General features: G+C 68.1%; 10 protein-coding genes. 4 read left to right on the forward strand and 6 right to left on the reverse strand.

Annotation, left to right across the window (positions count from 1 at the left end; translation table 11 throughout):
- The first annotated feature begins 25 nt into the window (after positions 1-25).
- The 3 genes from ACOYYX_RS37625 (at position 26) to ACOYYX_RS37635 (ending at position 5,467) form a co-directional block, all read left to right on the forward strand.
- The gene (locus ACOYYX_RS37625; protein ID WP_422927779.1) at positions 26-1,048 is read left to right on the forward strand and encodes a KpsF/GutQ family sugar-phosphate isomerase; all 1,023 of its coding nucleotides are present in this window, start codon (positions 26-28) and stop codon (positions 1,046-1,048) included.
- A 7-nt stretch (positions 1,049-1,055) separates the two neighbouring features.
- Positions 1,056-1,595 (forward strand): KdsC family phosphatase, encoded by a 540-nt coding sequence (locus ACOYYX_RS37630; protein ID WP_422927780.1) that lies wholly within the window; start codon positions 1,056-1,058, stop codon positions 1,593-1,595.
- 65 nt (positions 1,596-1,660) lie between these two features.
- Positions 1,661-5,467, forward strand: a complete 3,807-nt coding sequence (locus ACOYYX_RS37635) for a hypothetical protein (protein WP_422927781.1) — start codon at positions 1,661-1,663, stop codon at positions 5,465-5,467.
- Between the two features lie 154 nt (positions 5,468-5,621).
- Here the strand turns inward: ACOYYX_RS37635 and ACOYYX_RS37640 are convergent, their stop codons facing one another.
- From ACOYYX_RS37640 to ACOYYX_RS37665, 6 genes are all read right to left on the reverse strand, one after another.
- Complete coding sequence (locus ACOYYX_RS37640; protein ID WP_422927782.1) at positions 5,622-6,752, reverse strand: tagatose 1,6-diphosphate aldolase; 1,131 nt, start codon at positions 6,750-6,752, stop codon at positions 5,622-5,624.
- 267 nt (positions 6,753-7,019) lie between these two features.
- Positions 7,020-8,054 carry a redoxin family protein gene (locus ACOYYX_RS37645; RefSeq protein ID WP_422927783.1) on the reverse strand — a complete coding sequence of 345 codons (1,035 nt, stop codon included), beginning with the start codon at positions 8,052-8,054 and terminating at the stop codon, positions 7,020-7,022.
- Positions 8,055-8,059: 5 nt separating this feature from the next.
- A complete protein-coding gene (locus ACOYYX_RS37650; protein WP_422927784.1) occupies positions 8,060-9,484 on the reverse strand; it encodes an exo-alpha-sialidase in 1,425 nt (474 codons plus the stop codon).
- Between the two features lie 243 nt (positions 9,485-9,727).
- Positions 9,728-10,216, reverse strand: a complete 489-nt coding sequence (locus tag ACOYYX_RS37655; RefSeq protein WP_422927785.1) for a hypothetical protein — start codon at positions 10,214-10,216, stop codon at positions 9,728-9,730.
- A 124-nt stretch (positions 10,217-10,340) separates the two neighbouring features.
- On the reverse strand, positions 10,341-11,627 hold the full coding sequence (gene hemA / locus ACOYYX_RS37660) for a glutamyl-tRNA reductase (RefSeq protein ID WP_422927786.1): 1,287 nt from the start codon (positions 11,625-11,627) through the stop codon (positions 10,341-10,343).
- A complete protein-coding gene (locus tag ACOYYX_RS37665) occupies positions 11,624-12,487 on the reverse strand; it encodes a cytochrome C assembly family protein (RefSeq protein ID WP_422927787.1) in 864 nt (287 codons plus the stop codon). The genes hemA and ACOYYX_RS37665 overlap by 4 nt, the downstream gene beginning before the upstream one ends.
- 316 nt (positions 12,488-12,803) lie before the next feature.
- On the opposite strand from ACOYYX_RS37665, the gene ACOYYX_RS37670 reads away from it, so the two are divergent.
- Positions 12,804-13,409, forward strand: coding sequence for a hypothetical protein (locus tag ACOYYX_RS37670; RefSeq protein WP_422927788.1), 606 nt, complete (start codon positions 12,804-12,806; stop codon positions 13,407-13,409).
- The last annotated feature ends 2 nt before the right edge of the window (positions 13,410-13,411 follow it).

The raw sequence follows: 13,411 nt of genomic DNA on the forward strand, positions 1-13,411 counted from the left end.
CGGGGTAGGGCAAGGAGGCCCAACGATGGCGATGATCACCGAGGCGCCCCTGGCGCTGGAGTCCGAGCGCGAGGGCCTGGCCTTCGCCCGTGAGGTGCTCCGCATCGAGGCGGACGCGCTCCTACGCGTGCGGGACCGGCTCGACCTGGCGATCGCGCAGGCGGCCGAGATGGTCTTCCGCTGCCAGGGGGGCGTCATCGTCACCGGGATGGGCAAGGCCGGGCTCGTCGGCCAGAAGCTCGCGGCCACCCTGGCGTCGACGGGGACTCGGGCCTATCCGCTCCACCCCGCGGAGGCCGTCCACGGCGACCTCGGCCGGATCAGGACCGGCGACGTGGTGCTCGCCCTCTCGCAGAGCGGCGAGACGGAGGAAGTCACGCGCCTGATCCCGGCGATCCGTCAGCTCGGGGCCACCCTCATCTCCCTCACCGAGCGGGCCAGCAGCACGCTCGGCCGGGCGAGCGACCTCTGCGTCGCGCTCGGGCCGATCGAGGAGGCCTGCCCGCTGGGCCTGGCCCCGTCGGCGAGCACGACCGCGTTGATGGCCGTCGGCGATGCGCTCGCCCTGCTCGTGAGCCGCAAGCGCGACTTCCGGGCCGAGGACTTCGCCGTCTATCACCCCGGCGGAAGCCTCGGGCGCAAGCTGACCCGCGTCGAGGACGTGATGAGGACGGGCGAGCAGATCCGACGTGCGGGTCCCGATGAGACCATCCGCGAGGTCTTCGTGCGGCTCGCCGGGCCGAGGCGACGCTCGGGGGCGATCCTGGTCGAGGATCAGGAGCAGGCCTTGCTCGGCATCTTCACAGACAGCGACCTCGCCCGCCTCTTCGAGCGGAAGGGGGAGTCGGACCTCGACCGGCCGATCGGCGAGGTGATGAGCCAGGATCCGCGCCGGATCGTCGTGGGGGCCACGATCGCCGAGGCTGTGGAGACGCTCAAGTCGCGGAAGATCAGCGAGTTGCCGGTGGTCGATCGGGGCGGGCGCCTCGTCGGCTTGATCGACCTGACGGACCTGATCGGCCTCGTGCCGGCCGAATTCGAGGAGTGATCCCGAGATGGCCTCAAACCCCGACCTCGCCGCGCGCTGCTCGGCGGTCGAATTACTGTTGGTCGACGTGGACGGCGTCCTCACCGACGGCGTCATCGCGGTCGACGACCGGGGTGTGGAGACCAAGCATTTCCACGTGAGGGACGGGAGTGCATTCGACCTCTGGCACCAGGCGGGCAAAAGGTCGGCGATCCTCTCGGGGCGGAGGGCCTCGGCCGTGAACTACCGGGCCGCGGAGCTGGGAATTTTCCCGGTGATCCAGGGGAGCCCACAGAAGGCCGGCCCGTTCCGTACTCTAATTGCCGATCTCGGGCTCGAAGCTCATCAAGTCTGCTACGTGGGCGATGACCTTGCCGATTTGCCCGTGCTTAACGCCGTCGGGCTGGCCGCCTGCCCGGCCGATGCCGTCCCCGAAGTGCGCGAGGCCGCCCATCTCGTGGCCGGCGCCGTCGGGGGCCGAGGGGTAATCCGAGAGGTCGTCGAGACCTTATTGAAACACCAGGGTGTCTGGGAAAGCCTCATCTCCCGATATCGAACCCCGGCCTAGGTTGTGACGCCTCGGGCCGTGCGGATGGAATATTAAAGAACGGTCTTCTTCCCGAACAACGGATCATGCCCGTGTTCAAGAAAGCGCTTCAGATTGTGACGACTTTCGGCGTGCTGCTGGCGGCCTACGCCGGCTACGTCCAGGTCTTCGCGATCGTGGCCTCCATCCTAACGCCCGCGAAAGCCGCGAAGTCGGATAAGTTCGTCAAGAAGCCCTCTTCGAACGAACAGCAGGCGCTCGAATACGCCATCGACGCGTTCGGGCCTGGGCACTGGGCGGCCGACAACCAGCTCACCTATCGCTATTACAACCACGAGCGCGGCTACTGGATGTATGCGAAGGAATACGAGAAGAGCAAGGACGGCAAGCAGCTCATCTTCACCCCCTTCGCCCTGATCTGGAGCTCCCAGGACGGCCGGGGGATGAAGACCGTCACCAGCAACCGCGCGGTGGTGGACCTGAACCAGCCGATCGGCCTCTCCTCGAGTAAGCAGCAGGCGACGCCGCTCCAGGTCGTCCACGCCAAGATCGAGGGGGACGTCCGGATCCGGGACGACAAGGGGACCCCGGCGACGCTCGAAGACGACCTCGTCATCGGTCCCATGACCTACATCGAGTACGACGAGCCGACGCTCCAGGTGAAGAGCGAGTCGGAGGTCGTCCTCGAGGAGAAGAACATCAAGATCACGGGCTACGGGCTCGAGATCAAGCTCCGGCCCAAGGACGCGTCGGTCCCCGTCGGCGGCACCGCCGGGTTCAACGGCGCCGAGACGGCCATCCTCCACAAGAACCCGCACGTCGTCCTGAAGAACTCGGAATCGGGCGGTCTCCTGCCGACCAAGCCGAACTCGAAGGCCGACGCCACACCGGGCAAGGCCATGATCGACCTCCGGGCGGCCGGGCCGATGCGGGTCGAGCTACCCCAGCCCAGGCCGAAGCGCCCCAACTTCGTCGGGCCGCCGGCCCCGCCGCAGCCCACGATGGTCTACTTCACCAGGGACGTGGTGGTGCTCCAGGTCAAGCCCGGGCAGTCGCCCGACCAGCTGAACTCCGACAACCTCACGCTCACCCTGATGCAGGCGGGCGAAGCCGGCCCCAAGTCGGGCGAGGCCAAGGGGGACGATGGAGCCTCGGAAGAACTCGGCGGCGGCCTGGCGCTCCGCGTCGCCCAGGCGACCGGCCATGCCGTCTGGCTCCAGTCCAAGAGCCAGGGGTTCACGGCGCGCTGCAACGGCCTGATCCACAAGAAGCTCCTGCCGCAGGAGCCCGACAGCACCTACCTCTGGGCCGACCAGAACGGCAAGATCCGGATCGACAAGGTCGACCTCGTGAAGGACGGCCCGGAGAAGGGGAAGACCTCGTCCGTCACCACGATCAGGACGGTCGACGCCACCATCTTCGAGAACGGCACGGGGAGCGACAACGCGACGATCGTCGCCAGGGGCCCCGGCATCCTCGAGACGCGACCCCAGCGCGACAAGCCGGTCGAGCGCACGGCGATCTGGCAGGACTACCTCGTCCAGCAGACCGACGACACCCCCGGCAAGCCCGTCAGGAAGACCATCAAGCTCAAGGGCCAGCCCGAATTCATCGACGTCAAGCAGGCGACGCTCGACGCCAACGACGAGGTCCTCATCGTCCTCAGGCCGAAGCCCAAGCCGCTCGGCCCCGCGGAGCCCAAGGCCCCCGGCGAGCCCGAAGGCGAGGCCTTCCAGATCGAGAAGCTGACCGCGATCGGCGATGTCCATCTCAAGTCGCCGGGCAAGACCATGACGGCCCGCGACCGGCTCGACGCCGAGTTCGAATCCGATGCGCCGAGCAAGGTGACCTCGACCGGCGGCCCGGCCACCAAGGGCGCCCCGGCGAAGGCCAACGCGACGGCGACCGCCAAGGCCGCCGACCCGAACAAGCCCGCCGAGGAGGCCAAGCCGGGCAACGAGCCCGAACCGCCCCCGCAGGAACCCGAGCCCGAGATCGTCGTCCGTGCGAATCGCGTCTGGGCGTTGATCCATCAGAACAGCAAGCCCGGCCCCGGCGCCCCGAACCAGAAGCCGGCGCCCGGCAAGTCGGCGGTCGAGCAAGGATCGGCCGAGGTCAAGATGGTCCGGCTCCGGGGCAACGTCCTCTTCCACCAGGATCCCCCGGCGAATAAGCAGGTCGGCATCGACGTCCAGGGCGAGGCCCTCGACCTGACGAACCTCGGCAACAACAAGTCGAAGGTCAACGTCATCAACCGCGACCCGAACGCCAAGATGGCCGAGGCCGAGATCGCCCTCTTGCCGGCCGCGAGCGTCACCACTGACGAGATGAAGATCACCGGCCCCGTCATCGGGCTCGACCAGTCGACCGACCGGGCCTGGGTCATCGGCCGGGGCACGCTCACCCAGATGGCCGACCGCGGCCTCTTCAGCGAGAAGGGCCTCGACAACCAGCCCGATGCGAACCCGAAGGCCAAGGCCAAGCCCAACGCGAAGCCTGAGACCAGAACCAGCGCCAAGCCCGTGGCCGACGCCAAGGAGAACGGCAAGGCCAAGGCGGGCGAGAAGGACGCGAAGGTCGCCGAGTCCGGGAAGGTCAAGCAGCCGATGACCATCTCATGGGATGACGAGATGCGATTCTTCGGCAAGTCGACCAACTCCAGGGGCGAGCCGGTGGCCAAGGCGCAGTTCTTCAAGAAGGTCCGCGCCACGATGGAGGATGCCTTCCTCTCCTGCGACGACGTGATGGAAACGTACATGGATCGGGTCGTCGAGCTGGCCAGGCCCGCGAAACCGAAGTCGAACGAGCCGCAGGACGAGGCCGAACAGGAGCAGGAGAAGGCGAAGCAAGCCGATTCGAAGCCCCAGATCGCCGAGGTCCGCTGCTTCGAGAAGGTCCTCATCATCACCCGCAAGCTCCACCCCGAAGACCAGCGCTACGTCGTCCAGCAGCAGGTCATCGAGGGGGAGAAGGTCGCTTACGACAAGCTCTCGGGCAACTTCTACGTCAACAGCGCGGGCAAGGTCTACCTCTGGAACCGCGACGGCGAAGGGGACACCTCCGGCGGGATGTTCGGCGGCGGACGGGCGGGCGTCGCCCGCGTGCCGGTCACTCCGACGGCCAATCCCGGGACCGGCCCCGGCGCGGGCCGGCAGGGGGCCCGGCGGCAGACCCCGGTGATCGGTCACGCCACCAACCCGATCACCCCCGACACCGTCGGCGGGCAGGGCAAGCCCAAGGCGCAAGCCAACAAGGGCCTGAACCTCCCGCCGCTCAAGCTGACCCAGGTCTCCTTCAGCAAGGCCATGAAGGGGCGTTACCTGGCCGGCAAGGACACGGACAAGACCGAGATGCGCTGGGCCGACTTCTGGGGCGACGTCCAGGCCCTCAACGCGAAGGTCACAGACACCTCGCAGCCCTTGAAGTTCGACGAACTGCCCGCCGACGGCATGTTCCTGACCGCCCAGACGATGCGCGTGATCAGCGAGCCCTCCTCCAGCGGCGACGGGTCGTCGAGGAACTTCCTCCGCGCCTGGGAGGATGCCCAGGCCAGGACGAAGACCGAGTCGATCCAGGCCGACGTGATCACCTATGACTCGCTCAAGGAACTCTTCTACGCCTACGGGCTGGAGAACCACGAGGTCGTGATCACCCGGCAGGAGACCGTGGGGCAGCCGGTCTCGACGGGCAACGGCGAGGCCGTCGAGTTCAACCGCAAGACGGGCGAGTCGCAGATCATCGGGGCCCGCGAGTTCCAGTTCGTCGACGCCAAATCGGGCGTCCGCCCCGGCCCCGCGCCCGAATCCAGGATCACCCCTCCGAAGCCGGTCCGTGCCCCGCTGGTCCTGCCCGGCAACAGCACGATCGAACGCCGAGGCATGAACGGCCGGTAATCGCCGGGCTCGCCGACGGCCCGTCCCGGTCGTCGGCCTGCCGGTCGGTTCAAAGCAAAAATGGCCTGGGCTGCTCGCAGGAGCAGCCCAGGCCATTCGTGTTAGCTCAGCAGAACACCCGGGCCTTCGTCCGAGCGTCGTTGGGCTTCGATTCTCAGTAGACCTCGCCCGCGCGGAGGGTGTGGCCGCCCGAGCCGCCGGCCGCCTGGGCGTGCGGGGCGTAGCGGTTGTGCCAACCTTCGCTGGCGCGGATGCTGTGCAGATCCTCGCGCGAGAGGCCGTACTTGGCGAACCAGGGGGTGCCCTGGGCCTGGACCACGGCGTCGACATCGGCGACGCGCTTCAGGCCGGTCGTGGCGGCGAACTGGGTCTTGGCTTCCTCGCCTTCCTGGAGGAAGTATTCCTTCCAGAAGGCGCGGCCGCCGAGGACGCCGGAGCAGCCGCACTCCATCGCCATCTTGACCTGCTTCAGGTAGTCGGGATAGTCGACGCCGGCGGAGAGGAGCACCCAGGGGCGGACGCTCGCCTCGCTCAGGGCGTGCAGGTTGTCGACGAGCTGCTCGTCGGAGCCGTGCCCGAGCGTGCCGGGGAACTCGGCCTTGTAGACGTCGCAGTACCGGCTGAGCTGCCGGGCGCTCTCGATGGTCGTCTCGGCCTTGCGGTCGAGGAAGCTGGCGTCGGTCTTCTTCTCGCCGTTGTAGGGGAAGGCGACCGGCTCGAGCAGGAAGAGGATGTCGTTCTTGCGGCAGTCGTTCGCCACTTCCTCGATGAAGGCGAGCTGGTGCTCGGCCGAGATCGGCTCGCCAGGCTCGAACGGCGCGAGGAGCTTGACGGCGTCGGCGCCGAGGAGCTTGATCTTCTCGACGCTCCAGCCCGGCTCGTACTCGCCCATCGGGCCGCCGACCTTGTTCTTCGGGCTGCCCGACTTCTCGACGCGGATCAGCAATCCCTTGTGGGCGGGGACCGCCTCCGAGGCGATGGCCGACCAGGCGCCATAGTAGGCGTCGATCAGGACGCCCGACGAGGCGGGGGCCATCTGCCGCATCATGTCGAGCTTGGCCTCGACGATCTCCTCGTAGGTCGGCTCGCGATCCAGCCCTTTGCCCTTCAAGGCCTTGTTGGCCATCTCGATCATCGAGCTGTTCTGATCGAGCGCCAACATCGTCAGCGTCCCGTTCGCGTTGCTGATGCGTTGCAGCCCGCGGAGTTTGCCCGGGGTCAGCCCCTTGCTCAAGAGCACGGTCGCGCTCAAGTGTCGGCTCGTGGTCGTGGTGGCGGCAGCCATCGGAAGGGATGCTCCTATGCCTATGTCAAAAAGCGAAGAATCGATCCATCAGATCGAGGAATCAAACATACGACGTGCTGGGGGAAGGGCCCGAAGTCTTGTCGTCATTGGCCGATCGGTCGATCAACGGATGCGGAACGACCCGAAACCAAAGAGGCCCATTCTAACGTGCGCACCGGCGTTTGCAAGCGACCGCAGCCCCCTGCGACCCTCGCGACCGGCCTGCCGGCCACCGCCTCGCTTCGAGCCGGAAATCCCCCAGACACCTCATTTTGCCGCCTTAGCCGCGTCCTGATCCGTCTTGCCCTGGCCGCTCGCGTCGAGCCCGGCGTGGAGCAAAGCCTCCACCTCGGGGGACGACCAGTGCAAGGCACCGGTGGACTGGCCCAGTTGGTTCCCGCTCGCGTCGATCAGGATGCAGGAGGGAAGCGACTGCACGTCGTAATTGAGCTTGGCCAGGCCCGTCGGGTCGGTGTAGACCGGCAGCCCCGGCGCGACCTTGCCGGCGACCTCCTTGACAACGGCCGGGTCATCCTCGTCGGCGCAGACGGCGACGACCGAGAGCCCCTGATCCCAGCGTCGGGTCGCGAGCGTCTGGAGCTGGGGGAGCTCCTCCAGGCAAGGGGCGCAGCGGGTCCCCCAGAAGGCGAGGACCACGAACCGGCCCCGCAGCCGTTCGAGGGCCACGGTATCCCCCGCGTCCGCACCCTGGACAGAGAACGCCGGGGCGGCCCGGCCCGTGGGGCTCGGCACGAAACCCGCCTTCGAAAGCCAAGGGGTGAGGTCGACGGCCGGGCCCGCCGGGGCGGGGGTCGACGCCTTCGGGGCCAGCGTCAGGACGTGGTCGACCACCGATTCGATCTCGGCCTTCGAAAGCGATGCGGCGAGCGCGGGCATCATCGAGTTGGGCAGGCCCTCGGCCACCGTATTGCGGATCGACGCGCGCGAAGGGGGAATGCGCCAGGCGACGCCCTGGAGGTCGCGTGGCGGAGGCCGCAAGGTCGCCGAGTCAGGCCCGTCGCCGCGCCCCTCCGGCCCGTGACAGCGGGCGCAATGGACCTGGAAGATGAGCCGGCCGCGACTCAACGTCGGGGCCGGGGAGGGCGACTCGTGCGCATGGGACGACTCGACGGCCGTCTCGACCGGCTCGGCCGCCCCCCCTTGCCGGAGCCCGCGCAGGCCCCAGCCGATCGCCCCGAAGACGAGCAGCGACCCGAGGGCCATCGCCCCGAGCTTGATCGGGCTCGGGGCATCGGGCGTCGGCGTGGTTGCGGGCTTCGTCGGATTCGGTTCGACGTCCATCGGCATCAACGCCCCTTCGCCGGGTCGAGGAGGACCAGGACCACGCGCTTGCCCGAGGAATCCAGCTCATTCCAGGCCACCAGCACCATCCCTTCCTTGTTGATGGCGATGGCCGGGTTCAACTGGAAGCTCCCCTCCCTGGGTGCGACGGGCCAGGCCGAGTTGAAGCTATTCGACCCCTCGGCGAACATGATGGCCCGGCCGCTCCCGGTCCTGGCCGCACCATGCTGATGACCCTCGTGGCCCCCCTTGGCGGTGGGAGTGGAGGAAGCGGCGGGAGCAGCGTCGAGCGACTCGTCCCAGACGGCGTAGACCTTCCCGGGGCCCGCCTGCGCGAGCTTGGGATGACCCTGCGTCCTGCCCGTCTCATGCCCGAGGGGCAGGGGACGGAAGGCGAGGTCGCCGGCCGAGGCCTTCGCCGCGTAGACCTGGTTCTTGCCCGAGTGGGCGCTCATCCAGGCGGCGTAGACCTGGTCGCCGTCGAGGGTCAAAGAAGGGCCGTCGTGCGGGCAGCCGTCGAACGTCCAGCGGTCGGGCGAGAGCGGCGTCGGGGGCGCGAATTCGGAGCCCTTCGCGGCGCGGGCGACCCAGACATCGCGATGGCCGCCGTCGCTGTTGCGGAAGGCGACGAGGTCCGACCCGTCCGGCAGGCGCAGGGTGGCGAGGTCGCAGCAGGGGCAGATCCCCTTGCTCTCGGACCCCGCGAAAACGAGCCGATCGGCCTCGAACCCTTCGGAGGCCGCCGGCTTCGTCGTGAAGTAGGGCTGCTGCCCCTTCTTGGCACGGCCGTCGAGCCAGGCGGCCAGCAGGGTCCCGTCGGGCGCGGCGGAGAGGGTCGTGAAGCCGGGGCGGGAGGCTTCCTTGCCGTGGACCCTCGTCGGCTCGCCGAACGTCCTGCCGCCGTCGCTCGAGCGGGCGAGGAACTCGACCACCTCGGGGCCGCCGTTAATGGCCTCGACCCAGGCGAGATACATCTCATCGCCGACGGCCACGAGCCGGGGCAGGACGTGCGTGGAGAAGGCCATCGCCTTCCCCTTGCCCTGGGAGGTGAACTTGTAGATCGGCACGTCGCGGAGCGGGGTCGGCCCGTCGAACGTCTTGCCCCCGTCGCTCGAGCGGGCGAGCTGGATCGTGCGGGTGTTCTCCCCCTTCTGGATCGCCCAGGCGAGGAGCACCCGCCCCTTCGCATCGACGGCAACCGCGGGGGTCTCGCGATCGTTGGAGACGTCATCGGCCCCGAGCGCGAACTCGGTCCGGGGCGATTCCGGGGGCGTCGGCGGCACGTCACCGTGAACCACCGGCCTCTGCATCTTCTTGATCTGCGGCCCGGTCGGCGTCCCGAGCATCGTCGGCGAGGCGAACCCCAGGAAACCAATCGCCAGGCCCGACAGCCCCGCCACCGCCACGACCAGGATCGTCGTACGCGTCATCGACGTCCCTCCTCGAATGGGAAACGTGTGTATTCGTGCTGGAAAACCAGGAGTGATGACATCAGGGCGCGATCATCCCGCGTTCCTGACTTCGCCGGATCGGAAGGGGCCGCGTCCATCGTTCGTAATCGACGGACGGCACCCTCCGCTCCACGAGCCGAAGGCCACGATCGGGGCGCACGCAGAAGGGGGAGGCGGTAGGGGGGATGACCGAATCATCGCCGAAGGTCCCGGCGCGTTCGATCAGCGAGTCGGCAGGAGTTCGGGCGGGTCGTCGAGCCGAGGGGCGAGGATCCTGGGAGGAAGGACCATCGAGCCGACATGCAGCCGAGCTATCGGGGCGTCGAGCCGCAGCTTTGTCGGCATCGCGAGTAAGGCCGACTTCGCCGCCTGCCAACTCGGGCTCGGACCCGGCAATCCCTCACCGCCGCAAGGGATCGCGCCGATGCAAGGCCCGGATTCAAGGGTCGATGCCTCGTCCGTTGTTGTCGCAAAGCGTGCGGGAGCCGGCTTCGAGCAACAGCAAGCGGGCCCTCGGCAGGCCTCGCCGCACTTGCAATGATGGCTCGCGCCGGTGGCGGGCTTCGCGTCGAGATTCCAGGAAGCGTCGACCTCCGCCGAGGCCCTCGCGACGCCGTCGAGCCCGAGGAACGCGAGCGCGAACGCCAGCCCGACCGCCAGAATCGAGGGGCGGCAGCATCGGCCTCGGAGCTCGAGGGGAAGGCATTTCACGGGGTGGGCCATTCGGTCGGAGAGCCACGATCGGGGTCGTGGTACGGCAACAGCCTCGCGCTCGAAGATGATTGTGCGGGGGCGTCCCCCCCTTGTCAAGGAAGCGGTTCTGGGCAAGAAGGCGTCAGACGTCGGCCAGGCCGAAGAGGTGGCGGACGGCGTTCAGCAGAGGATGGGGGTGCTCGTGGGCGGGCTCGGAGGCCGCGGAGCGGAGGGTGGCGCGGGGTTGGTGGAGGAGTTGGTTCTGGAAACGGAGCATCGTGTGGGCGAAGGCCTCGCGCTGTTCCTGGGTCAGGTCGGGGTTGGCGGCGAAGAGGGCCTCGAGCTCTCGGCGACGCATCGTGTCGGCGTGGTCGCCGAGTTGGCGGAGCACGGCCCCGGCGTAGCGCTGGTGCCTCAGCGCGGCGCTGCACTCGGCGGTCGCGCGCTCGATGATGACCATGGCGGGGTCGATCCCCTTCTGCCGCTGCTTGCGATTCTCGTCGGCCTGGGCCCGGAGGTCGTCGACCGTGTAGAGGAGGACCTGCTCGAGGTCGCCGATCCTGGCGTCGAAGTCTCGCGGGATGGCGATGTCGAGGATCAGGGCGAGGCGGTTGCGCCTCGCCCGCTGGACCCGGACGTACTGGTCGTAGGTGACGATCGGCTCGACGGCGGCCGTCGTGCTTACGACCACATCCGCTTCCTTGAGCGCGAGGTAAAGCTCGTCGAACGGGACGACCTGGCCCCCCCACCTGGCCGCGGCGGTCTCGGCACGGTCGGCGCCTCGGTTGGTCACGAGGATCCGGCCGGGGTTGAGCCCCTTGAGGTGCTGGAGGGTGAGGTCCCCCATCTTCCCCGCGCCGATGACGAGGATCGTCTTGTCGGCGAAGGTGTCGAATACCCCCTTGGCCACGTCGACGGCCACGCTGGCGACCGAGAGCTTCCCCTGGTCCATCCCCGTCTCTTCGCGGACCTTCTTGCCGACGTGGATGGCGTGGTCGAAGACCTTGTGGAGGATCGGGCCGACGGCGTTCTGCTTCTTGGCGAGCCGGAAGGCGTCCTTCACCTGCCCGAGGATCTGCCCCTCGCCCAGGACGAGGCTCTCGAGGCTGGCGGCGACCCGGAAGAGGTGCGAGATCGCCGCGTCGTCGCGGTGGCTCCGGATGTGGCCGGAGAAGGTCTCGACGGCCAGGCCGTGGAAGGCGGAGAGGAACCGCAAGAGGTCGTCGGAGCCGGGCAGGCCGTGGGCGTCGCCCGAGGCGGCGTAGACCTCCACTCGATTGCAAGTCGAGAGGACCACGAACTCTGAGGCGGGGTAGGTCGCCTTGAGCGCCTCGAGGCCGCCGGCCCCTTTCGCGTCGTTGAAGGCGAGGGCCTCGCGCACCGCGGCCGGGGCCGAGCGGTGGTCGACGCCGATGGCGATCAGCTTCACGACGCCCTCCCGGCCGTCCGCGAAATGCCGTGCGCGGTGGGGAGCCGCAGGGCTTCGACCCCCACCCACGTGAAGACCAAGAATGCGAAGGCCACGATCGTCAGCACCATCACCCCCCGGCCTCGCATCGCCGGCCGGAACCTGGCGTGCAACAACACCGCGAAGACCAGCCACATCACCAGAGCGCTGAGGACCTTGGGGTCGGTCCAGTGGAGGGCCGTTCCCGACGGCTCGGGCTTGACCAGGCTGAGGATTATCCCGATGAAGAGACCAAACGTCAGGAGCGGGAAGGCGACCGTGATCGCTCCCCGGTTCAACTTCTCCGAATGTTCGAGGCTCGGCAGTGCGAACCCGAACCGAGGCGGGCGTTTATGCTTCAGGCGGTTGGATTGCGCCAGGTACATGAGCCCGGCGGCGAAGGCCACGCACGACGAGACGGCCCCGGCCAGCAGGAACAGGCCATGGACCATCCCCCAAAAGGTTACCACGTTCCCCCACGAACTCCAATCCGCTTGCCGGGAAGCCGAGCGGCCGGAGATGAGCAGGGCCAGGACCACCGGCAGGACGAACACCCCGATCGCGATCGGCTTGGGGGAGCGGATCATCAGGTAGAGGCCGATCAGGGCGAAGATCCAGGAGAGGACGATCAGCGACTCGAAGCTCGTCGTCACCGGGATCTTGCGCTGGACCCAGGCCAGATTCCCGAGATACACCGTCTGCACGATCCAGGCCAGGGCCGTCAGGGCCACGGTGAGGTACCAGTACCAGCGCGCCTGGCTGCGCACGACGTACCGGGCCAGCTCGCTCGCGAGAGCCAGGCCGTACGTCCCCCCGAAGCAGAGCACAGTCAACCGATCCATGTCGTCGAGGCTCCCAACGCCTCATCCCCCTTCGGTCCGGTCAAGGTCCCATGGCCGACCCTTCGCCCGTAGGCCTCCATTGTATGCCCAGCGCGCCTCGAATCCCAGAGCGACCCCGACTTCCTCCTCCCAGGCCCCAACCCCGCCAACGGGTTCCGGCCGAATCGGGCCGTTTCCTGGGGCATTGGGTCCGCGTTCCGACGCAATATCTCATCGCGGGCGACGAATCAGGAGTCGAGGTGATTCGCCCGCCGTCCCCCCCTGCGAGCCGACGCCTCGAGACCAGGGCTCCTCATTTGGAACAGGAGACGTCGACATGACGTGGGCCTCGAACGCATTCGCCGGGAAGCCATTCGTCGCCAAACTCCTCGCCGCAGGATTCGTCGCCCTGGGCCTGCTGGCCCCGGCGGCCGCGCAGTCGGATCGCCCGGTGGCCACCCAGGCGGATCAGGGGAGCCTGGCCTCGGCGCTCAAGGGGGTGACGACCTCGGTATCGTTCCGGCCCGTCCTGTTGCCGGTGACCCTGATCGTGGATCAGCACGGCAAGGCCACCTACGAGGTCTCCGGCTCGATCAGCACCCCCATCGGGGTCTTCAACCTCTCCGCGAGCCGCCCGGCGGCGATGGAGGCCTCCCCCAAGCCCGATAGCCCCATGCTCTCGCTCAAGCCGGATCCCAACTTCAACGAGCGGATGCGCGACAACTATTTCCGGCGCGAGCTCGGTCGACGCGTCATGGCCCTCGAGGAAGAGAACCGGCTACTGCGATCCCGGTTGAACGTCTACGAGCCGGACGCCGACAAGGTCTCGACGATCTTCTCGAAGCTCCCGGTACCGACGGCCAAATCTGCGACCGTCGCCCCGGCCTCCGATTGGTCCGAGTTGCTCAAAAAGCTGGATCGGGATACGTCACCGCCCAAATGACG

The sequence above is a fragment of the Singulisphaera chitinilytica genome (assembly GCF_049331405.1).
GTDB lineage: Bacteria > Planctomycetota > Planctomycetia > Isosphaerales > Isosphaeraceae > PoT.